Here is a 22,254-nt window from a genome sequence, read left to right as displayed (position 1 = left end):
GCTTGCGGTCGGGCAAGCGCCTCTTTTTATGGATCAGCCGTCGATCTGGCTGAAGTCGGCAATCAGGCGTGTCATACGCACCAGTTCGGATAACAGCTTCAGGCGGTTGGCGCGCACGGCGCTGTCGTCTGCGTTTACCGTCACTTTCTCAAAGAACGTATCCAGCACGGAGCGGAGGCTGGCGGCTTCTTTCATGGCATCGACAAAGCGTTCGTCAGCAAACGCGGCCTCAACCTGCGGGATGACGCGGTTCAGGGCTTCCGCCAGAGCCACTTCTTCCGGCTGCGTGTAGAGTGCCGGATCGGGCGTGCCTTCGTGCGGACCGTCTTTCTTGTCCTCGATCCGCAGTATGTTGGCAGCGCGTTTCGTGGCGGCGAGAAGGTTCTTGCCGTCCTCGGTCGCCAGCATCTCGGCCAAGGCATCCGTGCGGGCCAGAAGGCGGACAATGTCGCTGTCGGTGTTGCCAACGGATACGGCGGCGAGCACGTCATGACGTGCGCCTTCGTTGCGAAGCTGCACGCGCAGACGTTCAGCGATGAAGGCGGGCAGAAGGTCGAGATCCGGCGCATTACGCAGAGACTCGGGCAATGCTTCGGATGCCTTGACGAACAGAGCCACCAGATCCAGCCGCAATCCGTTTTTGCGGATGATGTTGATGATGCCCAGAGCCGCGCGGCGCAGGCCATAAGGATCGCCGGACCCGCTTGGTTTTGCGCCGATGGCGAAGAACGCCGTCAGCATGTCGAAGCGATCCGCCAGAGCCAGTGCCACGGAGGTGGGGGCCGTCGGCACCGTGTCGGAGGGACCTTTGGGCTGATACTGCTCCGCGATAGCGGTGCTGACGTCCTCGGCTTCCCGGTCGTGACGGGCGTAATAGCCGCCCATGACGCCCTGAAGCTCAGGGAACTCTCCCACCATGCCAGTGGAGAGATCGGCCTTTGCCAGAAGAGCCGCGCGTGCGGCGTGCGTCGGATCAGCGCCGACCATCGGTGCAAGAATTTCGGCCATGCGCACGATGCGGCGCACACGCTCGCCCTGCGTGCCGAGATCGGCGTGGAAAATCACGCGGTCGAGATCGGCTACGCGGGATTCCAGTGTGCGCTTGCGGTCGAGATCCCAGAAGTGGCGGGCATCCTCGAAGCGGGCGCGGAGCACGCGCTCATTGCCCGCGATCACCTGAACACCACCATCGGTGGGGTCGATGTTGGCCACGAAGGCGAAACGCGGTGCTGCGGTTCCGTCGCTGTTGCGCAGCGCGAAGTAGCGCTGGTTCACGCGCATGGACACCTGCATCACTTCTGCAGGCAGTTCCATGAACCGCTCATCAATGCGACCCAGCATGGGAACGGGCCATTCCACGAGGCCTGCGACTTCCTCCACCAGCCCCGGGTCGGTGACGATGCTCAGCCCTTCCTCGCGGGCCATGCTATCGATGCCGTGCACGATGGTCTGGCGGCGCTCAGCGGCGTCGATCATCACGCGGCGTTCTCGCAAGCCATCCCGCCAGGTATCGAAGTCCTTCACGGCAAACGGCTCGGCGCAGGTGTTGCCGGCGGGGAAGAAGCGGTGTCCCTCGGTCAGGTTGCCACTTGCCAGCCCGTGTCCATTGTCCGGCACGCCGCCTTCTTCGATGGCGAGGGAGAAGGGCACCACGCTGCCGTCAAGCAGGCAAAGAATACGGCGCAGCGGGCGCACCCACGTGAAGGCGCTGCCCACGCCCCAGCGCATGGATTTCGGCCACGGAAAACCACGCAGCAAAGCGGGCATGATTTCGGCAATGCGCACGGTCGCCGAGATGGCAGGCGTTTCGCGTTCCAGAACCCAGAAGCCGTTCTTGAGCGTCAGTTCGTCGCGTGCGGCACCATGTTTGCGCATGAAACCTTCGAGAGCTTTTTCCGGCGCGTTTTCACGTGGACCGCGTTCCTCAATGGTGGCGGCCGGGACTTCATCATTGACGCCACAGGTCAGGGCGATGCGGCGGGGACCGGTGAAGGTTTTCACATCGCGCGGATCAAGCGGCGCAAGCGCCTTGAGGAGCAGGCGGGCAAGGTCTTCCCCCGCGGCTTCCTGCATCCGGGCCGGGATTTCTTCGGACAAGAGTTCGATCAGCAGGTCGGCCATGGATCAGCCCTTCGCCTTCTTCGCGGTAGTTTCGCCAGCCAGCCATGTTTCGCAGCACAGCTTGGCCAGTGTGCGGACGCGGCCGATATAGGAGGCGCGCTCGCTCACGCTGATGACGCCACGCGCATCCAGCAGATTGAAGAGATGGCTGGCCTTTAGGCACTGGTCATATGCCGGCTGCGCCACGCCGGCTTCGGCCAGAGCCACGGACTCACGCTCGGCATCCGTGAAGTGACGGAGCAGCATGTCGGTGTTGGCCAGCTCGAAATTGTGCCGTGAATAGTCCTGCTCGGCACGCAGGAACACGTCGCCATAGGTCAGGCCGGCGTTATTGAAGGCGAGGTCATAGACGTTCTCGACGCCCTGCACATACATCGCCAGCCGCTCAAGACCGTAGGTCAGTTCAGTGGAAGGCATGGAGACAGGGATGCCGCCGACCTGCTGGAAGTAGGTGAACTGCGTCACTTCCATGCCGTCACACCAGACTTCCCAGCCAAGACCCCATGCGCCGATGGTGGGGTTTTCCCAGTCATCTTCCACGAAACGGATGTCGTGCAGATCGGGGTCGATGCCGATTGCACGGTAGCTCTCCAGAAGGAGTTGCTGGCTTTCTTCCGGCGTTGGCTTCAGCAGCACCTGGTACTGGTAATAGTGCTGCAGGCGATTGGGGTTTTCGCCATAGCGGCCATCGGCGGGGCGGCGGGACGGCTGCACATAGGCGGCCTTCCACGGCGTGTCGCCCAGTGCGCGCAGGGTGGTGTGCGGAGAGAGCGTGCCCGCGCCGATTTCCAGATCGTAGGGCTGGAGGATGGCGCACCCTTGGGCCGACCAGAAGCGATGAAGGGTCAGGATCAGATCCTGAAACGAAAGAGGTTTGCCGTCAGGGCGAGGGGCCGCCGGGTCCATGGGATGAACAGTCTCCGCTGAGATGCAGGGGCGGGCACCATACAGCGCCCCTTTCCTGACGGAAAGGAACAAGCCTGGTCTCGCGCGGCATGGCAGGTTGCCCGCGAAAACTTGTGCAGCGCATGACTTGCGCGGGAGAGTGTTGCAGCCCACGAAACGGTGAACCGATGATGGACAGGGAACAGGCGATTTGAAACGTTTCTTCAACACGCGCGAGACCGTGGTCACAGACTCCCTTAATGGATTGTTGCGTTCGTCCATGGGGCGTCACCTGTGCCGTCTGGACGGCTATCCCGAGATCAAGGTGGTTCTGCGACGTGAGCGCGATCCGTCCCGGGTGGCCGTGGTGTCGGGTGGTGGGTGCGGGCATGAACCGGCTCATGCGGGATTCGTGGGCGAGGGCATGCTGGACGCTGCAGTCTGTGGGTCGATCTTTGCCTCTCCGGGCGTGGATGCGATTCTGGCCGGTATCCTTTCTGTCACAGGGGAGGCGGGCTGCCTGCTTGTCATCAAGAGCTACACTGGAGACCGGCTGAACTTCGCGTTGGCGGCCGAGCAGGCGCGGGGCATGGGGCTGGCGGTCGAGACGGTTGTGGTGGGCGATGACACGGCGCTGCCGGACGCGCGTTATCCGCGTGGGCTGGCGGGAACGGTTCTTGTCCAGAAGGTCGCAGGTCATGCGGCCCGCAGCGGCGCGTCTCTGGCTGAGGTGGCGCGGCAGGCACGGGATGCGGCAAAGCAGTTGGCCTCCATCGGTCTCTCACTGACGGATTGCTGTGCCTACGACCCGCACGGGACCACGCGGCTGGCCGATGACGAAGGCGAACTGGGGCTGGGCATTCATGGCGAGCCGGGCGCGCGTCGGATCGATGTGGCGGGTGCGGATGTGCTGATGCAGCAGGCGGCGGACACGCTGGAAACCGCGCTGCCCATCAGTGGTGGCGCGCGATATGCCCTGCTTCTGAACATGTTGGGTGCGGTGCCTCCCATTGAGCAGACGCTGCTGCTTGAATCATTTTCTCGTACGACACTGGCGCAGAAAGTCGATCTGGTGATCGGTCCGGCTCCGATGATGACGGCGCTGGATATGAACGGTTTCTCGCTCACGCTTCTGGCACTCACAAACGAGTTGCGGATTGCGCTGGAATCGCCTGTGGAGCCGTGGGCCTGGCCGGGCACAGCACGCTTTGGCGAGCCAGATGTCCGTCCGCTGCCCGTCATGCCGGAGACATTTCCCTATCCCCCGTCCTCACAACCGCAGCTTGAAGCGCTGATCCGTGTGGGCGCCGAGACGCTGATCGCCAATGCCGATAGCCTGAACAAGCTGGACGCGCAGATTGGCGACGGTGACGCGGGTTCGACCTTTGCCGAAGCCGCGCGGGAGATCCTCGCGGCTCTGCCGCGCTTGCCGTTGGCAGTGCCGAAAGAACTCTGCACCACTTTGGGAGCGGTGCTGGCGCGTCATGCGGGTGGCTCCAGTGGCGTGCTGCTGTCCATCATGCTGTCGGCGGCTGGGCGTAGCGACAAGCCGTGGGGGCAGGCCTTGGTGGAGGGTCTGGACGCCATGCGACGGCACGGGGGCGCCAATCCGGGGGATCGGACAATGGTGGACGCGCTGGTTCCGGCTCTTGAGACGTTCGCAAAGGGTGGTTCGTTGGGAGATGCGGCAGTGGCGGCCCGTAAAGGAGCCGATGCCACACGCAGCATGGGCGAAGCCCGGGCGGGACGTGCGTCCTACGTGCCGGGCGAGCGTCTGGCGGATGTGCCGGACCCCGGAGCGGAGGCGATTGCCCGGATGCTGGAGGCCATGGCGCGCTCGATTTCGCACACATAAGGAGAAAAGAAAGATGAGCCGCGAGTCAGTCGAGGCGTGGTTGCGCGAAAATGCGCCGGACGTGGCGATCATCGAGCAGGGAGCGAGCACGGCCACTGTGGTGGAGGCTGCCGAAACACTTGGCGTGCAGGAGGGGCAGATTGCGAAGACGCTCGCCATCCGTGTTGGGGATGAGCGCGTGCTGGTGGTGATGGCTGGCGATGCGCGGCTCGATAACCGCAAGACGAAGGAAGCGTTTGGCGCACGTCCCCGCATGCTCTCGGCAGAAGATGCTTTAGAATTGACGAGTCACCCCGTTGGGGGCGTTTGTCCGTTCGGGCTGCCCGGGCCTGTGCCGGTTTATTGTGACGTGTCACTCAGGCAGTTCGAAGACGTATGGCCCGCTGCGGGTTCTCGCACGACATCCGTGAAATTGCCGCCTGCGCGTCTGGCCGAACTGGTCGGCGCGACATGGGTGGATGTCGCGCAAGGCTGAAAGCGTCAGGATTTCTGGAGGTCGGCAAACAGTTTGCGCATCTTGGCGACTTTCGGACCGACCACGGCCTGACAGTATCCTGTGTCGGGATTGCGGGCGTAATAGTCCTCATGTTTGGCTTCGGCAGGCCAGAAGACCGGCAGCGGTTCGATCTGTGTCACCAGTGGTGCGCCCCAGACATCGGCCTGCGTGAACTCGTCGCGTACGGCCTCAGCGATACTTTCCTGTTCGGGCGATGTCGTGAAGATGACCGAGCGATATTGTGTACCCACATCGTTGCCCTGCTGGTTCAGCGTGGTGGGATCGTGCAGCGTGAAGAACACCTGAAGGATCTGGCGACAGGTTATGACAGCCGGGTCGAAGACGACTTCCACGACCTCCGCATGACCGGTCAGGCCGGAGCAGACCTGTTCATAGGTGGGATGGGCTGTGGTGCCGCCCGCGTAACCTGAATGGACGGACAGCACGCCGCGCAGGCTGCGATAGACGGCTTCGATGCACCAGAAGCAGCCGCCGCCCAGCACAATGGTTTCGGATGAGGTCATGAGTGGGGCCTTCCCTGATGAAGTGTGTTCAGGACGTGAACGCATCATGGGAAGGCCGGTGCGGGAAGACAACTGCCTTCCCGCGCAGTGTTGATCAGGACAGGCGGGCGAGCGCGGCCTGAAGACGGTCGCGCTCACCCTGTTGTGTCACAAGGCGCTCGCGCGTTTCTTCCACCACGTCCGGCTTGCCTCGGGCGATGAAATCCGGATTGCCGAGTTTGCGCTCGGTTTTCGTGATTTCACCTTCGGCCTTGGCCAGTTCTTTCGTTAGACGCGCACGTTCCACATCGAGGTCGATCAGATCGGCCAATGGCAGCACCAGCGTGGCTTCATCCACAACGGTCTGCGCCGATCCACGCGGCACTTCACCGGTCAAAGCATCGATTTCGGACACACGCGCCATGCGACCGATCGTCTCCTGCCAGTTCTTGGCGCGTTCCACTGTGACGGGAGACGCATCCTTGAGCAGCACGGGCGAGAGACGGGAGGGCGGCACGTTCATTTCCGAGCGCACGGTGCGGATTTCGGAGATGAAGCGCGTCAGCCAGTCGATCTCGCTGATGGCGGCCTCCGCTCCGGGCACGGAGACGGGTTTCGGCCATGTGGCGTTGATCAGTGTGCCTTCCGCACCGAAGCCGAACTCGTGCCACAGCGTGTCGGTGACGAAAGGCATGACGGGCTGAAGCAGGCGCAGGATAGTCTCCAGCACCCATGCTGTGACACCGCGCATCTCAGCGGCAGCGGCTGCGTCTTCACCCGAGAAGACGGGTTTGACCAGTTCGAGATACCAGTCGCAGAAGCGGTTCCACACAAAGCGGTAGCAGGCCCCCGCATACTCATCGAAGCGGAAGTTCTCCAGCGCCTGAGTGGCTTCGTCGATGGCTTTCGATGTCTCGAAGATGATCCAGCGCCCGAGAGGGGAGGTCACTTTCGAAGGATCGAAGTCGGGTGCGGCCTTCACGCCGTTCATTTCGCAGAAGCGTGCAGCGTTCCACAGTTTGGTGACGAAGGCGCGGTAGTCTTCCACGCGTTTGGCCCCGAACTTGAGATCGCGGCCCACGCCAGTCAGGGCGCAGATGGTGAAGCGGGCAGCGTCCGCGCCATATTTGTCGAGTAGGTCGAGCGGGTCGATGCCATTGCCCTTGCTCTTGGACATCTTCTGGCCGCGCTCATCACGGACGAGACCGTGGATGAAGACGGTGCGGAAAGGCACCTCTTTCATGAAGTGCAGGCCCATCATCATCATCCGGGCAACCCAGAAGAAGATGATGTCGAAGCCTGTCACCAGAACGTCAGTTGGATAGTAGCGGGCGAGTTCAGGCGTCTTGTCCGGCCAGCCGAGGGTGGAGAACGGCCACAATGCGGAGGAGAACCACGTGTCGAGCACGTCCTCGTCCTGTGTCAGCTCCACGGCCTTGCCGTAATGCGCGGTGGCCTGCGCGGTGACGTCATTCTCGTCCTTGCCGACGAAGACGGTGCCGTCCGGGCTATACCATGCCGGGATACGGTGCCCCCACCACAGCTGACGCGAGATGCACCACGGCTGGATGTTGCGCATCCATGCGAAGAAGGTGTTCTCCCACTGCTTGGGAACGAAGGTGACGTCACCTTTTTCGACGGCTTCTATAGCCGGTCCGGCCAGCGTGGCGGCGTCGCAATACCACTGGGTGGTCAGGCGCGGCTCGACCACAGCGCCACCGCGCTCGGCATGCGGCACCTGTAGTGTATGCGGCTCGACCTTTTCGAGGATTTCGAGGCGTTCCAGCTCGGTCACGATGGCCTTGCGGGCGTCTTCGCGCGACAGACCTTCGAGGGAACGGACGAAGGCTGGATCGGCCAGACCCTCGACGGTGTGCAGATCGTCTGCGATCTCTTCGAGCGTGACGGCGGCGGCTTCATCCAGAATGGAGAGCATGGGCAGGTTGTGCCGCTTGCCGACCTCAAAGTCGTTGAAATCATGGGCAGGTGTGATCTTGACCGCGCCTGTGCCCTTTTCGGGGTCGGAATAGGTATCGGCTACGATGGGAATGCGGCGCCCGGTCAGGGGCAGGATGATGTTGCGTCCCACAAGCGTTTTGTAACGCTCATCGTCGGGATGCACGGCGACGGCCGTGTCGCCCAGCATGGTCTCCGGCCGGGTCGTGGCGACAGTCAGTGTGAGGTTGCCTTCGCCTTCTACCGGATAGCGGATGTGCCACATGTGGCCGCGCGTTTCCTTGTTCTCCACCTCAAGATCCGAGATGGCGGTACGGAAATGCGGGTCCCAGTTTACGAGACGTCGATCACGATAGATCAGCTTTTCACGATAGAGCGTGACGAAAACTTCGCGGACGGCTTTGGACAGGCCATCATCCATCGTGAAGCGTTCGCGTGACCAGTCGAGGGACGCGCCGAGGCGGCGGAGCTGGCGGGTAATGCCGTTGCCGGACTCGGCCTTCCATTTCCACACGCGCTCAAGAAAAGCCTCGCGCCCCAGTTCCTTGCGGCTGGTGTTCTCGCCGGCAAGCTGACGTTCCACCACGAGCTGGGTCGCGATGCCGGCATGATCGGTGCCCGGTTGCCACAGCGTGTCACGCCCTTGCATCCGCCGCCAGCGGATCAGGGTGTCCTGCAACGTCATGGTGAGCGCGTGCCCCATATGGAGCGTTCCCGTGACGTTGGGGGGCGGAATCATGATGGTGAAGGGTGTGCCGCCGGACTGCGGATCGGCAGCGAAGCGACCTTCATTTTCCCATGTTTCGTAAAGCTGGGTCTCGACCTCTTGGGGCTGAAACGTCTTGCTGAGCATGGTCTCTTCACCGAATGATTCTGCGTGGGGGACAAACGAAAGACGCAGCGCGGGTTTGCGCTGCGTCTTCCTGAAGGCTCTGGTCTGGGAACGGGGTAGCCTGTTCCACCATGCGAAACGATGGAAAAGTCCCCTTATGACCTTAGCGGTCGCTCAGACGCTCAATTTCCTTCTGGACTGCCTGCTGGACAATGCCGGACAGGTGCTGATCAAGCCATTCCTTGAGGAATGCCCGGACTTCGTCACGAACAATATCCTCGATCGTCAGGTTTCCACCGCGCGTGATAGCCACTCGTCTCTCCCTGTGTTCAACAGCGTGTTTACGGCGCAGGATCTGCTGGAGTGCGCCAAAAGAATGTTCCGTAGCGCCCACGGTTTGTTTGTCCAGAGGAATCTGAACAGGCTCGGGGGCTTCGGTCGTTGTGTCCGGCAGATTGCTGTCTTCGCTCATCATCAGTTCCGATCGCGTGGTCGTTGCGTGTTGTGGCTGTTCTGCCGGAGATGCAAGGGGGTGTGCAACCGCTTCTTCGGAAGAAATGGGCTGCTCGACCTTGACCGGAAGAGACGCTTCCTCATGCGATTCGATGGGGTGAGCTTCTTCAGGTGCTGGTGCTGGTGCTGGTGCTGGTGCCGGGACTGGCTCTGGTTCCGGTTCCACAGGAGCGGGCTCAGAAGAGGATTCTGCAACAGGTTCCACATGCTCCGGCTCTGGGACGGAAGCCGGTTCGACGGAAGGTGACTCCATGGCGGGTGCCGGCTCTTCATGAGTCTCTTCTGCGGGAGCCTGTTCCGGCTCGGAGTGTGCTTCGGCTGCTGGTGATGGGGTTTCCTCAACCGCCACGGGCCCGGTCGATTCGGCTGGCGCAGGCGTTTCAACAGGCGCTGGCTCAGTCGGAGCCTGGCTGTGAGACGGTTCTTCCTGTGGTGTCGGCGTATGCGCGTCTGGCACATGATGAGGAGCGGAATCGTCAGCCAGCATGGACGAGTCGAGAACCAGAACGCTGTCGTCCTCTTCCTCGTGCGCCGATGAGAGTTCAGGATGCGCTTCGGCGGCCGCTTCTTCGGTCGGCTGGGCGTCTTTACCTTCCTGCAGGATGCGACGGATGGACGAGAGGACCGATTCGACCGATCCGTTTTCCCCTGTCTCGCCGTGGCTTTCTGTCATGCAACACCCCTTTGTCTTGTCACGTATGCCATGCCTTTAGCGGCCGGGCTGATCGAGTGCATAATCGTTGAGGCCCCACAGCCTGTCCTTGACGGCTTCGTAATAGGCCTTCTCATTGTACAGCGGCACATTGAGATGAAGATCGAGTGCCGTGAGGCGACCGATGGCCGACGCCACGTTATAGGAAGCGGTCACCATGTTGCTCAGGCTCTGCACAAGCGCCACCTGCGCCTGAAGCAGGGTGCTCTGTTGCTGCAGAACTTCCAGCGTGGTGCTTGTGCCCACGATGGCCTGTCGCTCCACACCGTCAAGAGCGACCATGCCCGCCTGAATGGCGGCGCGGTTACTGGCAATAGCGGCGCGATAGGACACCAGCCGCTGCCAGTTCGAGGCAGCGGCCTGCGCTGCGGTGCGGCGCTGAACATCGACGGCGCGTCGTGCGGCCATGGCCTGCTGTTTTGCCTGCCGGACGCCAGAATATTCGGAGCCACCCTGATAGATGGGCACGCTCAGATTCAGCGTGGCGTATTTGTTGACGTCCTGCTGATCGTTCAGCTGCTGGTTGATGGCGCGGGAATAGGCCGCGGTCGCGGACAGGGTCGGCATGAGTGCTGCCATGGCGACGGCAACGGCATCTTTTTGCGCGGCTTCAGTGAAAAGCGCATTGATGACGTCAGGATTGTTTTTTACGGCCAGAGCGACGGCTTCCGTCTGGGATTTGACCGGAAGCACCAGGGGTTGCGGCGGCACCAGATTGGGAGGAGGCGCCATGCCGACAATCTGCATATAGGTGGCCTGCGCCGTCTGAAGCGTTCCTTCTGACTGCTGACGCGTGGCCTTGGCGCTGGCATAGGCTGCTTCGGCCTGTGCTACGTCCGTGCGCGTGATTTCACCTACATGGAAGCGCTCGTTGGTGGCTTTGAGCTGCTGCTCAAGCACATGCTCGTTGTTGATGTTGAGCTGGAGAAGCTGTTCGTCTTCAATCACCCCGACATAGGCATTCACGACATCCATGAACACCTGCTGCTCCGTCGAGACCAGCTTGGCGCGTTCGGCCATCACCTGATTGACGGCCTGATGAGTCTTGGCCGTTGTCTTGCCGCCGCTGTAGATCGGCTGGGTGATGGAGACCATCGCGTCGTAACCGAAGGTGCTGTATTTGCGATCATATCCGACTTTCTTGCCGCTGGTCGGATCGGTCTCGCCTTCGTAGTTGTTGTAGCCCTTATAATAACTGGGATCGAACTGGCCCTGAATGGTCGGATGCCAGCCCGCCAGTGCGGTCGGCACGGTCTCATCCGTTGCACGGAGAGTGGCGCGTTCCTGTTGGAGCGTGGGGTTTGTGAGATAGGCAGCGGAGAGGGCTTCCTGCAACGTGTGAGGAATGAAACTCGGTTCGCCGCTACCGTCATATTTCTGGGCCAGCGCTGTCGAGCTATACAGCGCGGCTGCAAGCCCCAGCCCTAGACCACAGGAATATTTCATGGAAATTCTCTCAGTCGCTGCTCGGCTCCGCAGGACACGGAACACAGTCGGTAGGGCTTATGCCATGCGTTTTGTGGTTTTTCCACCATTCACATTAATGGAAGGTTTCAAACCTCTCATGTGCCGGTCTTAAAAAACAAAGGCGGGAGCCGGAGCAAAAGCGGGCAGAACCGGGGCTGTCGCATCAAAAAAGCGACGTATTGCCCATCCATCTTTCTTGTCATGATGGGCAAGAAAAGCGGACGATGTGCCATCTTCGGGCTGTAATACGCCTGCTATGCGGCCTTGTGGCGCAAGTTGCGCAGCGCAGAAGGCGGGAATGTCAGGGACGGCGCCTTCAAAGAAAATAAGATCGAACGGAGCCTCGCTGGAGGCTCCCTCTGTAAGCGCGCCCTGACGCCACGCTACGGCTGGAGCGGCGTGGGCGGTGTAGAGTTGGCCGGCCGCAGCGAGTAGCGGGTCGGATTCCAGAGCAGTGACCTGTGCATCCAGCGCCGCCACAAGAGAGGCGAGATAGCCCATGCCCGCGCCCACAATCAGCACACGTTCTCCCGGTTCGATATGAGCCATCTGCGTCAGTCGAGCGAGAACCATGGGCTGAAGGAGAAAACGGCCATTTCCCAGTGGCAGTGAAAGATCGGCATAGGCAAAGCGGCGTTGGTCTTCCGGCACCGCGAGTTCGCGTGGCAGTTCACGCATGGCGGCGACAATGCGCGGGTCATTCACTTCGACGGGGCGGATCTGGTCATCGACCATGATCTGCCGGGCCTTCGCGAAATCGGCGGAGGTGGGAGCGGAGAGGGAATTGGTCTGGGGCATCGTCTGGGTCCGCATAGCTGGTGAAGCCGCATCGCCGGAAGGGACGCGAGAGGTTCGGCGGACAGGATCGCAGCTTGAGGAAAAGCGTCAACCTGTGGATCGATAAGAGTTGCGCGAGCGGTGGCTTGACCTGAAAGAAAAGGCAGGCGATATGACGCCCACTCCGGATGAGGTCCGGTGGCAGAATGGTGATGCAGCGGACTGCAAATCCGCGTACGTGGGTTCGATTCCCGCCCGGACCTCCAATCCGGCCTTTGCAGGCCGGAAATTTCCGATCAGTTTTCCTGTGACAACCTGACCGCAAGTGCCGATGCCGCGCCGAACAGGCCCGGCTCCGGATGGTCGATCATGCGCACAGGTATGCGGCGCATCATGGATTCGAAGCGACCTTTCGCGACGAAGCGTGACCCGAAATCGGAGGTTGGCAGGATACCTGTCAGGCGTTTTCCCAAGCCGCCGGCGACGACCAGTCCTGTTGCGCCATGCGCCAGAGCCATGTCGCCTGCGAATGAGCCCAGCGCCTGACAGAAACGCTCCATCCCATGAACGGCGATCCGGTCATGACCTTCCAGCGCCATGGTCCATATCTGCTTGTCCGAGAGGCTGCGTGGGGTTTCTCCCATGTCGTCGGAAATCTGCGCGCAGATGGGGATGATTCCCGGCCCCGAGATCACCCGCTCTGCGGAGACGCGGCCATGAACAGCGCGCAGACGCTCTAGAAGCCGGTCTTCAAACGTGTCGCAGGGCGCAAAACCGATATGTCCTCCCTCCGCTCCGCAGATCAGGACCGGACCGTTTTCCTGCCGCACGATTGCGGCCGTGCCCAGACCGGTGCCCGGTCCGATGACAAGAACGGTCCCTGCTATGGGGAGAGGGCGATCGGGACCGCAAAGAGGTGGCAAATGATCGGTATCGAGACCGGCTACGGCGTGGGCGACGGCTTCGAAATCGTTCAGTAGGAGCGGAGGTTCGATGTCAAGCTGGCCCGGAAGTTCGGCCCGCACGAGACTCCACGGATTGTTGGCCATGATGAGCACTTCGCCCCGCGCCGGGCAGGCCAGCGCGATCGAGGCCCGGCGCGGCAGGGGGGCCCCGATGTGACGGGCGAAGGCCGTCCAGGCGTCCTGCAACGTCTCATGATCCGCCACAGCGACGGTGAAGGGGGCATCGAGTTGATGCACGCAGCCATTCCCGACACGGGCAAGGGTGAATCGGGCATGGGTTCCGCCGATATCTGCGGCGATGATCTCCTGCATGGGTCCTGTTCTCCGATTGTCCGTGTCAGGCGGTCGGTTTCTGGTCGGCGTCGATCCGCGCCATGATGCGGTCCCGCAGGGGGCGTGGTGTCAGGCGGTCGATAAGGCGCAGAACGCGGAACGGCCATGGGAAGACACATTCCCCCTGATTGCGCGCAATGGCGGCCATGATGTGGCGTGCGGCGCGGGCTGGGGAGACCAGAAAAGGACGCGGTCCGATGATTCGCTGGCTCATGGGGGTGTCCACGAAGCCGGGCGCGACAAGGGTGACGCGCACATCGAGCGGGGCAAGGGCGATGCGTGCTGAACTGGCGAACCGCGCCAGACCAGCTTTCGAGCCGCCATAGCCTGCGGCGAAGGGAAGGTCATGAAAGGCCGCAACCGAGCCGATAAGACAGATCGCACCGCCGTTCCGTGCCTGCATCCGCTCGGCGGCGGCCATGGTGAGGGCGGCGGGTGTCGCGTAATTGACCAGCGCGAGACGCAGCACGTCTTCGGCTCTCTCTGTGCGATCGGCCTGACGTTTCATGTCCGACAGACCGGCACAAAGAATAACTGTGTCAAAAGGTGTCGAAGTGTCGTCCTCTCGGAAAGCGGCAATCGCAGCTTCTCCATCGGAAAGATCGAGGGTGCGCAGATGCGTGCGTGCTCCTCGTGCTTCGCAGGCCGCAGCCGTTGCCTGAAGCCGACTCTTGTCACGTCCCCAGAGCGTCAGAGTACAGCCGGGACGGGCATAGCGCACGGCCAGTTCGTGTCCGATTCCCCCCGATGCTCCCGTGATGAGCATGCAAGCCGGAGTAACGTCGGCTGCATGACGGGGAGGGGGCGGAGGTCGGGATACGTTCCTGTTCACGTTGGCAGCGGTGTCGTTCAACGGTATGTCCATTCCGGACCGCCGGGAGCGGTCAATGTTTCGCGTGCGCGGCCGCGCGTTGTTAAGGGAGTGTTCATGACCCAGCCAGCGCGCCTTGTCATTACCCCGGTGAACGGGTTTCGTCAGCTTTCGGACTTCATCCGGCTGCCGCGTCGCCTTTATGCGGGGATGACGGGTTATATGCCGCCTCTCGACATGGAACAGCGCGCGCTGCTCGATCCGAAGCATTCCGGATTCTACAGTCATGGCGAGGGACAGTATTTTCTGGCGATGCGCGATGGCCAACTGGTGGGGCGTGTCTCGGCGCAGGTGGACAGGCTGATCGAGACAACCTCTCCCGCGACGGGGCTGACGCCGACCACCGGCTTTTTCGGTGCGCTCGATGCGGTCGATCCATCGGTGGTGAAGCCCCTGCTCGACACGGCGGCGGCGTGGCTGAAAAGCCGGGGTATGACGAAAATGCTGGGGCCATGGACCCTCAACAGCAATGGGGAATACGGCATCATGATCGAGGGGCAGCAGGCGCTGCCCATGGTGATGATGCCGTGGCATCCGTCCTATCTCGGGGCGGCTGTGGAGGCGGCCGGTCTGGAAAAGACCATGGACGTTCTTTCCTACCAGATGGAGATGGGGCCGGAGGCGGAAGCTGCGCATATCGTTCCGCGCACGTTGCAGGTGGGGGAAGGTCGGCTGGGGTCGCTGTCGGTCCGTAAACTCGATCCGCGCAATGTCGGACGGGATGGGGAGATTCTGCGGTCTCTCTATAACGGGACGTGGCAGGACACATGGGGATTCATTCCCTATACGCATGAGGAAATGGCGGGCATGATCCGTGAGATTCGCCCCATTCTGAAAGCCGAACATTTCGTGCTGGTCGAGCAGGAAGGCGCGCCTGCTGGTGTGGCGCTTGTGGTGCCCAATGTCTTCGATGTGGCAGGTGACCTCGGTGGTGCGCCGTCGCTTCTTGGCTGGGGAAAGCTGGGCGTGCGGCTCTTGCGCCACGAGTTTCACTCGGCCCGCGTGATCCTGCTGGGTGTGAGCCGCAAACTGGCGGGCACGGCTCTTGGGGCGTTGCTGCCGGCGTTACTGATCCGCGAGTTGATGAACCGGGGGCATGTGCTGCCCTATCGCCAGATCGAACTGGGGTGGGTTCTGGAGACCAACCTGCCGATGCGCCGTCTGATTGAGCGTATCGTGCCGGAACCCTGCAAGCGCCACCGGGTCTATTCACGCGAACTCTGAGGTCCGATTCGTCGAGAGAACACGTTTTCATGACGTGTCCGCAGGGCATGTCTCATGTCGTTTCCCTGCATACTTCGCCACGCTTTGTTATTTGAAATCCGGGGCTTTTCGGCCGATTGGATATGACTGCAGCGGCGTTGCGAACAATCAGGATCGGGCAGCGGAGTGGGAGCGGGCGACAGCACATCGGCACAGGCAGGGTGGTCGTTTCGCAAACTGATCTGGATGCCTCGTTTCAAAGGCGGTTTTTTCCCGCCGGGCTGGTTCATGTTCTGCATGCGGACATGGATGGCGGTGGTCATTGCTCTGTTCGCGGCCTTCTGGCTCCAGATTTCCTCGCCTGGTTCGGCTGCGGTGACGGTCATGATCCTCGCCCAGCCTCTGCGCGGGCAGATGCTCTCCAAGGCGCTTTATCGACTGGCCGGAACATTTGTCGGCGCTTTTGTGGCGCTCTTTCTTGTGTCCTGCTTCAGTCAGGACCGGGCAATGCTGCTGGGCGGCGTCGCGCTGTGGCTGTCTCTGTGCTGCATCATGGGCACGCTCGAGCGCGATTTCCGCGCCTATGCCGCGATGCTGGCGGGCTACACGGTCGCCCTGATCGCCATCGGCTGTATCGACGCTCCGCAGACAGCTTATGATGTCACTGTTAACCGTGTCTCGGCCATTATCATCGGCATTGCGGCCACAGCGGCGGTGAATGATGTGTTCGGCTCTCCCACAGCATGGGCGCGTTTGTGCGCGGGGCTCGACACGGTTTCGGAAATGGTGGCGCGGATTGCGCGCGATGCGGTGGCGGGACATTCGGTTCCGGATGCGGCGGCCTGTGCGGGTATTGCCGGGCAGATCATGGCGCTGACATCACAGGTGTCGTTTGCACGAACGGAGATTGCGGACGGCCATCTCCGCATGACGGGCGTGCGCTCGGCCATGGTGGCCATGTTGGAAATGCTCAATTGCAGCCGCGCCATTGCCATGGCGCTGGAACGCGGTCTCATTTCCGATGAAGTGGTGCAGCGCGCCCGCAAGGCGTTCGGTGCCGGTACGGCCGATACGCCGAAAGAGGCGGTCGAGGATCTGGAGCAGCTTGCCCGTGAGACACACAAGGACGCGGCGGGCAATGACACGCGCCTTACGTTGGAAGAGGCGTGGTTTGTAGAGCGCACCATGGCGTTGCTGTCCTACTGGCGCTGGACGCAGGACGGCCTCGACTGCGTTCACAATGGGGGCCATGCGCGCACGCAGGCACCCGAGATGCGCATCGTGGCCCATCAGGACATCATTCTCGCTCTGCTGAACGGGTTGCGCGTGCTGATCGGTTTTTCAATGACGGCGGGTCTGTGCATCCTTTCGGGGCTGCCCCAGAGCTTTTCCGCTCTTTCGCAGACGGCCATCGTGCTGACACTGGCGGCCACGACCTACAATGTGCGGGCCTTCGGAATGGGAGCGCTGATCGGTCTGCCGCTGGCTATCATCACGGCCGCGATCCTGAATTTCGGCATTCTGCCGCACGGCTCGGACATGGTGTTTTATTCCGTGATGGTGCTGCCGGTGATCTTCGGCGGCTGCCTGCTGCTGCTTAACCCCAAGACGGCGGCCGTAGGCTTCAACGCGGGTGTGTTCTTTTTCGTCATTCTGGGTGTGGCGAACGAGCAGAGCTACGATCCGGTCGTCTTCATCAACCGTGATGAGCAGTATCTCTTCGCTGGGATACTGATCTTCATCTCGCTCACGCTGCTCATGCCGCCTTCCGCCCGCACGCGACGCTTTCGCGTGGCGATGGCCATTGGCCACGATCTGCGCCGCCAGTTCGAGGGGCACGGAGAGCAGGCGGGCTCCGCACTTATTAGCCGTCACTATGATCGTCTGACCAAGGTACGTCTGTGGAACAGCTATCTTGCCGCCAACAAGGCGCGGGATCGGGTGTTTGCGCGGTTGGCCAGTCTGGACGATATGGGGGCGGCGCTCGCGCGTGCCCGGCGGCATCTGGAACGTGCGGCGACCATTCCTGAAGTGAGGGCGGAGGCGGAGGCAGCGCTCCGGGCGTCCATCGTCTACAATGTCAATTCCGCCGTCAGCCGCATGTCGCTGCATGGACGCCGCCTACTGGAACTGTCCATCAACCTGCCGCATGGCGAGATGGCGACGGTGCTGGGCGCCGTTTCCGGCATGGCGGGTGCGATCCGGCTTTTGGAGCAGAACCGCTCCGCCATTGAGCTTTATGACCTGTTGCCCGTCCCGAAGATGCAGTGGAGAGCGCTGTGAGGTTCGAGCTTCTTCCGGTCATCAATGTCGGCGGCCTGCTGATGTCGTCGTTTCTGGTTCATGTGGGGCTGGCGCTCATCACCATGCTTTTCGTCAAGCCTTTCCTGACGTGGTCGCGGTTGGACCGGTTCCTGTGGGACGTGCCGCTGGCCGAATTCGGGATGCTCATCATTTTCACCGGGGTCTACACGATCCTGCTCTGACACGCGGACCGCGCGGGGCCTGATGCCTGAGCGGGGAGAAAGGAACCGAGGTTCATGAAACGACACGCACCCTTTGCCGGACGTCAGGCAGACGCCATTCCGGTTGGACGTGTCATGAACGGGAGGACAGCACGTGTTTGAAAAGGCGCGGCGCGTTCTCCAGTTCACCACGACGGGCGTCATTCTCATCATCGCCGCGATCGTCGCGTTTGTGCTGTGGGATTATTACACGGCGGCCCCGTGGACCCGGAACGGGCAGGTCCGTGTGCAGACCGTCAACATCGCGCCGCGTGTGACGGGGCAGATTCTCGCTTTGCATGTGCATGACAACCAGTTCGTACATGCGGGTGATGTGCTTTATGACATCGATCCCTTCGATTTCCGGGTTGCGGTGGCTGTGGCGCAGGCTGTGGCGGACCAACGGCGAGCGGACATGGAACTCAAGGCCGCTCAGCAGGGACGGCGCGACCGTCTGACGGATGCTGCGGCCTCTCGTGAAGAAAAGCAGGTCTATGAGGCGACGGCGGCTGTCTCGCGCGCGCAATACGCGCAGGCGTTGGCTAATCTGTCGCAGGCCAAAATCAATCTTGAGCGTACGCATGTGCGCAGCACCGTGACCGGGCCGGTCAACAACCTCATCATGCGGGTGGGCGATTTTGCCACGGCAGGCAAGACCAACATCACGGTGATCGACCAGAGTTCGTACTGGGTGGATGGTTATTTCGAGGAAACCAAGATCGGCTCCGTCAACATTGGCGACCCGGTGCGCATCGATCTGATGGGTTTTCACGAGCCGCTGTCAGGTCATGTGGTCAGCATTACACGGGGTATCGCGACCCCCAATGCCAACACGGGTGTACAGGGACTGCCCACGGTGGATCCGGTCTATACGTGGGTCCGTCTTGCCCAGCGTATTCCAGTGCGGGTGCAGATCGATCATGTGCCGGACAGTGTGACGATGGCGGCGGGCATGACGGCGACGGTCACGGTCGTGGGCAGCAAGGGTCACCGCGCGCACGACTCATTGCAGGATGCGTTTGAGCGTCTGCATGACACGATGTTCGGAATTGGAGCGGGAACACGGCGGCAATAAAGCAGATGAGAGTGGCGATCCTGTCTCTCTCCGTTTAAGGTTGTAGACAAAGACTTCGGGAGAAGAGCGGCGTGCAGTGCAGGCGCTGGAGACATGGAGGATGGATGCTGGCGTGCCTGCTTGTGCAGGTGGCTCTGGTTCTGTCCGTTTTTGCTCCGGTGCGCGCTCTGGCGATGCATGATGTCCTGCAGGCTACACCGATGCATCATGCTCATCATGACATGGTCATGACGGAGTGCGGGAAGACGCAGACGGCCTGTGCCGTCCCGAAGATACAGACCCTGCATCATTCTGCGACGGAGGCCTGTTGTCTGACGGGGACATGTGTCCTGTCGCCCTTACCGGAAAGAATCGGTCCTAAATGGGTTGCGCCGCGTCTGGCGGCTCTCGCACGGTATGGTGTTTTTCATACGGTGCCGCGGGATGGGCGCACACCTGCGCCGGATTCTCCTCCTCCCAGATTCCTGGTGTGACGTCGGGGACAAAGTCCCTCTAGCGACAGACGTGTGAGCGTCTGTGCCGTACACATTTTCCAGGATGATCTGTCATGTCATCGCTTCATGAGCGCCAAACGGCGTCGTTGACCCGTCGTCGCTTCGTCAAGGGCGCGGGGCTGCTGGGGGCGGCGCTTGCCTGCCCTCGCAATTTGGGGGCGGTTGAGCCGCCCCGGCCCGCAACGGGTCTTATTCCTTCGGTCGCATCGGTTTTCGATCTTTCCGTAGAGCGTGTTCCGGCCCCTCTGGGGGGAATGTCGGTCATGGCAACCGGCATCAACGGCGCGACCCCCATGCCGATCCTTCACTGGCGGCAGGGGGACGAGGTTCGGATTCATGTCACCAATCGGCTGCGTGAGGACACATCCTTGCATTGGCATGGCATCCGCCTGCCGGCCGATATGGATGGGGTTCCGGGACTGAGCTTCGGCGGCATCAAGCCGGGTGAGACATTCACCTATCGCTTTCCCGTCCGTCAGAGCGGGACCTACTGGTATCACAGCCATTCCGGCGGTCAGGAACAGATGGGGATGGTGGGGGCGTTGGTCATCGATCCGGTGGAGGCGCCACGCCATTGGGTGGACAGGGACTATGTGGTGCTCCTGTCGGATTGGACCGATGCCGATCCGATGGACATCGTGTCCAATCTCAAATTCGACAGCGACTATTACAATTTCCGTCAGCGTACGGTGGGCACGTTTGTGCGGGATGCGCGCAGGGACGGACTTGGGGCGACCATTCGCGATCGTCTGACGTGGGGAGGCATGAATATGGCTCCCACCGATATCTCGGACGTGTCGGGGATCATCTACACCTATCTCATGAATGGTCAGCCCCCGGGGACGGGATGGACGGGGCTGTTTGCGCCCGGGGAGCGGATACGGCTGCGTTTCATCAATGCGGCTTCGATGACGTTGTTCGATGTGCGTATTCCGGGGCTGACCATGCAGGTGGTCGGTGCGGACGGAAACGATGTGGAGCCGGTGAATGTGGACGAGTTCCGCATTTCACCCGCCGAGACATACGATGTGATTGTCCACCCAAGGGAGGAGGGGCCGTACACTGTCTTCGTGCAGTCGGAGGATCGCACGGGATTTGCGCGTGGCACGCTGGCGGTGAGGGACGGCGTGTTGGGGCCTGTTCCACCGATGGATCCGCGCCCTTTGCGTACCATGACGGATATGGGCATGGCTGGAGACGGGCACGGAGGCATGGCGGGTATGGATATGCCGTCCGGCGGTCATGCGTCCTCAGAGGTGGGGGAGATGTCCGGCATGAAGATGCCGGAACGTGAAAGTCCGCACGAAAAACCGGCTCCCATGAACATGTCGGATGACGACATGGGCGACATGGATATGAGTGAGGAGAAGTCCGCATCCGTCGCAGCGGCGCCATTGAAAAAGGAGCCTCCTGTTCCTCTTCATCCCGGTGTGGAAGTGCAGAGCATTGCCATGACGTCGATCAATCGATTGGCGGAGCCGGGAGCGGGACTGGAGAACAACGGGCGGCGAGTGCTGACCTATGCCGATTTGCGTTCTGTGAAGCTGGGTGAAGATCGCCGTCCGCCCTCACGTGAGATGACGCTCCATCTGACCGGCAATATGGAGCGTTTTATCTGGGGGTTTGACGGCAAGAAATTTTCCGAAGCCGAGCCGATACGGATGATGCTGGGAGAGAGGCTCCGGCTGGTTCTCATCAACGACACGATGATGGAACATCCCATTCATCTGCATGGATTATGGAGTGAACTGGAAAACGGTCAGGGAGAGTATCGTCCTTACAAGCATACCATCACGGTCAAGCCGGGCGAGCGCCTGAGCTATCTGGTGTCGGCCGATACTCCGGGCCTGTGGGCGTTTCACTGTCATCTGCTTTATCACATGGACACGGGCATGTTCCGCACTGTGGTGGTGTCATGAGATACCCAATCGGAATTGCGGTCGTGCTGTTGCAGGGTGTTGTGGCTGCGCATGGGCAGCAGGTCAGCACTGTTTCGACGGTTCCTGTAACGCCGGTGCGGTATGTGAATGGCATCATGCCTACGATGGATCGCAGGCTTTATCTCCATGCCATTCTTGAACAGTTTGAAGCTCGTTATAGCGGCCGCGGCGGAGAGTTTCGCTATGATGGACAGGCTTGGTACGGGACGGATTACGACAAGCTGTGGATCAAATCCGAAGGCACGGTGAGCACTCGGGGCCAATTTGGTGGAGGAGACCATGAGGCCCTCTATGATCGCGCCATTTCGCGGTATTTCGATTTTCAGACAGGCGTGCGTCTGGACATTGACCATGGACCGACGCGCGCGTGGGGCGCGGTGGGTGTGCAGGGGCTGGCTCTTTATTTCTTCGAGTTGTCGGCCACGGCCTATTTCAGTGATCGTGGGGCTGCCGGACGTGTTGAGGGGTCTTACGATATTCTTCTGACGAATCGATTGATTCTTCAGCCGCAGGTCGAATTGAATCTCTATTCGAATGCGGACCGAGCACGTGGAGTAGGACGTGGCGCATCGGACATCGATGCTGGTTTACGCCTGCGTTATGAATGGTACCGTAAGCTCGCGCCCTATATTGCCGTGACATACGCAGGAACTTTTGGTCAGGCAGCGGATATGGCGCGGAGAGATCAACAGGTGGTGCATGATCTGAATGTGACGTTCGGCGTGCGGACGTGGTTTTGAAATGTCGGCGTT

General features: G+C 61.3%; 18 protein-coding genes and 1 tRNA gene. 10 read left to right on the top strand and 9 right to left on the bottom strand.

All coding sequences use genetic code 11. The features are described from left to right. Nucleotides 1–33 precede the first annotated feature (33 nt). The gene (gene glyS / locus KUA11_RS06135) at nucleotides 34–2,121 is read right to left on the bottom strand and encodes a glycine--tRNA ligase subunit beta (RefSeq protein WP_217409467.1); all 2,088 of its coding nucleotides are present in this window, start codon (nucleotides 2,119–2,121) and stop codon (nucleotides 34–36) included. A 3-nt stretch (nucleotides 2,122–2,124) separates the two neighbouring features. Next, nucleotides 2,125–3,027, bottom strand: a complete 903-nt coding sequence (locus KUA11_RS06130) for a glycine--tRNA ligase subunit alpha (protein WP_217409466.1) — start codon at nucleotides 3,025–3,027, stop codon at nucleotides 2,125–2,127. Between the two features lie 190 nt (nucleotides 3,028–3,217). On the opposite strand from KUA11_RS06130, the gene KUA11_RS06125 reads away from it, so the two are divergent. Continuing rightward, a complete protein-coding gene (locus tag KUA11_RS06125; RefSeq protein WP_217409465.1) occupies nucleotides 3,218–4,861 on the top strand; it encodes a dihydroxyacetone kinase subunit DhaK in 1,644 nt (547 codons plus the stop codon). Between the two features lie 13 nt (nucleotides 4,862–4,874). After that, the gene (locus KUA11_RS06120) at nucleotides 4,875–5,336 is read left to right on the top strand and encodes a YbaK/EbsC family protein (RefSeq protein WP_217409464.1); all 462 of its coding nucleotides are present in this window, start codon (nucleotides 4,875–4,877) and stop codon (nucleotides 5,334–5,336) included. Nucleotides 5,337–5,341: 5 nt separating this feature from the next. Here the strand turns inward: KUA11_RS06120 and msrA are convergent, their stop codons facing one another. The 5 genes from msrA to KUA11_RS06095 form a co-directional block, all read right to left on the bottom strand. After that, nucleotides 5,342–5,881 carry a peptide-methionine (S)-S-oxide reductase MsrA gene (msrA, locus tag KUA11_RS06115; RefSeq protein ID WP_217409463.1) on the bottom strand — a complete coding sequence of 180 codons (540 nt, stop codon included), beginning with the start codon at nucleotides 5,879–5,881 and terminating at the stop codon, nucleotides 5,342–5,344. 94 nt (nucleotides 5,882–5,975) lie between these two features. Then, on the bottom strand, nucleotides 5,976–8,669 hold the full coding sequence (locus KUA11_RS06110; RefSeq protein ID WP_217409462.1) for a valine--tRNA ligase: 2,694 nt from the start codon (nucleotides 8,667–8,669) through the stop codon (nucleotides 5,976–5,978). A 142-nt stretch (nucleotides 8,670–8,811) separates the two neighbouring features. Further along, nucleotides 8,812–9,834, bottom strand: a complete 1,023-nt coding sequence (locus KUA11_RS17455) for a DUF2497 domain-containing protein (RefSeq protein ID WP_254454708.1) — start codon at nucleotides 9,832–9,834, stop codon at nucleotides 8,812–8,814. A gap of 36 nt (nucleotides 9,835–9,870) precedes the next feature. After that, a complete protein-coding gene (locus KUA11_RS06100; RefSeq protein WP_217409461.1) occupies nucleotides 9,871–11,319 on the bottom strand; it encodes a TolC family outer membrane protein in 1,449 nt (482 codons plus the stop codon). Between the two features lie 129 nt (nucleotides 11,320–11,448). Beyond that, nucleotides 11,449–12,138, bottom strand: coding sequence for a protein-L-isoaspartate O-methyltransferase family protein (locus KUA11_RS06095; RefSeq protein ID WP_217409460.1), 690 nt, complete (start codon nucleotides 12,136–12,138; stop codon nucleotides 11,449–11,451). 171 nt (nucleotides 12,139–12,309) lie between these two features. Between KUA11_RS06095 and KUA11_RS06090 the strand changes: the two genes are divergently transcribed. Continuing rightward, nucleotides 12,310–12,383 (top strand) — tRNA-Cys (locus tag KUA11_RS06090). 30 nt (nucleotides 12,384–12,413) lie between these two features. Here KUA11_RS06090 and KUA11_RS06085 read toward each other — a convergent pair. Both KUA11_RS06085 and KUA11_RS06080 read right to left on the bottom strand, forming a co-directional pair. Then, the gene (locus KUA11_RS06085) at nucleotides 12,414–13,394 is read right to left on the bottom strand and encodes a glucokinase (RefSeq protein WP_217409459.1); all 981 of its coding nucleotides are present in this window, start codon (nucleotides 13,392–13,394) and stop codon (nucleotides 12,414–12,416) included. A 25-nt stretch (nucleotides 13,395–13,419) separates the two neighbouring features. Beyond that, nucleotides 13,420–14,181, bottom strand: a complete 762-nt coding sequence (locus tag KUA11_RS06080) for an SDR family NAD(P)-dependent oxidoreductase (protein WP_217409458.1) — start codon at nucleotides 14,179–14,181, stop codon at nucleotides 13,420–13,422. 162 nt (nucleotides 14,182–14,343) lie between these two features. On the opposite strand from KUA11_RS06080, the gene KUA11_RS06075 reads away from it, so the two are divergent. The 7 genes from KUA11_RS06075 to KUA11_RS06045 all read left to right on the top strand — a co-directional run bounded on the left by KUA11_RS06075 (nucleotide 14,344) and on the right by KUA11_RS06045 (nucleotide 22,242). Then, a complete protein-coding gene (locus tag KUA11_RS06075) occupies nucleotides 14,344–15,510 on the top strand; it encodes a hypothetical protein (protein ID WP_217409457.1) in 1,167 nt (388 codons plus the stop codon). A gap of 267 nt (nucleotides 15,511–15,777) precedes the next feature. Further along, nucleotides 15,778–17,772: an FUSC family protein gene (locus KUA11_RS06070; RefSeq protein WP_217409508.1), complete on the top strand. Its 1,995-nt coding sequence runs from the start codon at nucleotides 15,778–15,780 to the stop codon at nucleotides 17,770–17,772. After that, on the top strand, nucleotides 17,769–17,975 hold the full coding sequence (locus tag KUA11_RS06065) for a DUF1656 domain-containing protein (RefSeq protein ID WP_166316206.1): 207 nt from the start codon (nucleotides 17,769–17,771) through the stop codon (nucleotides 17,973–17,975). Before KUA11_RS06070 ends, KUA11_RS06065 begins: the two co-directional genes overlap by 4 nt. A gap of 133 nt (nucleotides 17,976–18,108) precedes the next feature. Further along, a complete protein-coding gene (locus tag KUA11_RS06060) occupies nucleotides 18,109–19,068 on the top strand; it encodes an HlyD family secretion protein (RefSeq protein WP_217409456.1) in 960 nt (319 codons plus the stop codon). A 104-nt stretch (nucleotides 19,069–19,172) separates the two neighbouring features. Continuing rightward, the gene (locus KUA11_RS06055; protein ID WP_217409455.1) at nucleotides 19,173–19,541 is read left to right on the top strand and encodes a hypothetical protein; all 369 of its coding nucleotides are present in this window, start codon (nucleotides 19,173–19,175) and stop codon (nucleotides 19,539–19,541) included. Nucleotides 19,542–19,615: 74 nt separating this feature from the next. After that, entirely contained in the window at nucleotides 19,616–21,481 is a 1,866-nt protein-coding gene (locus KUA11_RS06050; protein WP_217409454.1) for a copper resistance system multicopper oxidase, read from the top strand. After that, nucleotides 21,478–22,242 carry a copper resistance protein B gene (locus tag KUA11_RS06045; RefSeq protein WP_217409453.1) on the top strand — a complete coding sequence of 255 codons (765 nt, stop codon included), beginning with the start codon at nucleotides 21,478–21,480 and terminating at the stop codon, nucleotides 22,240–22,242. Before KUA11_RS06050 ends, KUA11_RS06045 begins: the two co-directional genes overlap by 4 nt. Nucleotides 22,243–22,254 lie beyond the last annotated feature (12 nt).

The sequence above is a fragment of the Acetobacter estunensis genome (assembly GCF_019083805.1).
Classification (GTDB): domain Bacteria; phylum Pseudomonadota; class Alphaproteobacteria; order Acetobacterales; family Acetobacteraceae; genus Acetobacter; species Acetobacter estunensis_A.
Note: the sequence above shows the minus strand (reverse complement) of the source record. Positions and strands in the feature narration are given on the sequence as shown.

What these genes read in the sequence shown, in the direction of transcription:
- glyS (WP_217409467.1), bottom strand. Translation starts at nt 2,121, where the DNA reads ATGGCCGACCTGCTGATCGAACTCTTGTCCGAAGAAATCCCGGCCCGG.
- KUA11_RS06130 (WP_217409466.1), bottom strand. Translation starts at nt 3,027, where the DNA reads ATGGACCCGGCGGCCCCTCGCCCTGACGGCAAACCTCTTTCGTTTCAG.
- KUA11_RS06120 (WP_217409464.1), top strand. Translation starts at nt 4,875, where the DNA reads ATGAGCCGCGAGTCAGTCGAGGCGTGGTTGCGCGAAAATGCGCCGGAC.
- msrA (WP_217409463.1), bottom strand. Translation starts at nt 5,881, where the DNA reads ATGACCTCATCCGAAACCATTGTGCTGGGCGGCGGCTGCTTCTGGTGC.
- KUA11_RS06110 (WP_217409462.1), bottom strand. Translation starts at nt 8,669, where the DNA reads ATGCTCAGCAAGACGTTTCAGCCCCAAGAGGTCGAGACCCAGCTTTAC.
- KUA11_RS17455 (WP_254454708.1), bottom strand. Translation starts at nt 9,834, where the DNA reads ATGACAGAAAGCCACGGCGAGACAGGGGAAAACGGATCGGTCGAATCG.
- KUA11_RS06100 (WP_217409461.1), bottom strand. Translation starts at nt 11,319, where the DNA reads ATGAAATATTCCTGTGGTCTAGGGCTGGGGCTTGCAGCCGCGCTGTAT.
- KUA11_RS06095 (WP_217409460.1), bottom strand. Translation starts at nt 12,138, where the DNA reads ATGCCCCAGACCAATTCCCTCTCCGCTCCCACCTCCGCCGATTTCGCG.
- KUA11_RS06085 (WP_217409459.1), bottom strand. Translation starts at nt 13,394, where the DNA reads ATGCAGGAGATCATCGCCGCAGATATCGGCGGAACCCATGCCCGATTC.
- KUA11_RS06080 (WP_217409458.1), bottom strand. Translation starts at nt 14,181, where the DNA reads ATGCTCATCACGGGAGCATCGGGGGGAATCGGACACGAACTGGCCGTG.
- KUA11_RS06075 (WP_217409457.1), top strand. Translation starts at nt 14,344, where the DNA reads ATGACCCAGCCAGCGCGCCTTGTCATTACCCCGGTGAACGGGTTTCGT.
- KUA11_RS06070 (WP_217409508.1), top strand. Translation starts at nt 15,778, where the DNA reads ATGTTCTGCATGCGGACATGGATGGCGGTGGTCATTGCTCTGTTCGCG.
- KUA11_RS06055 (WP_217409455.1), top strand. Translation starts at nt 19,173, where the DNA reads ATGCTGGCGTGCCTGCTTGTGCAGGTGGCTCTGGTTCTGTCCGTTTTT.
- KUA11_RS06050 (WP_217409454.1), top strand. Translation starts at nt 19,616, where the DNA reads ATGTCATCGCTTCATGAGCGCCAAACGGCGTCGTTGACCCGTCGTCGC.
- KUA11_RS06045 (WP_217409453.1), top strand. Translation starts at nt 21,478, where the DNA reads ATGAGATACCCAATCGGAATTGCGGTCGTGCTGTTGCAGGGTGTTGTG.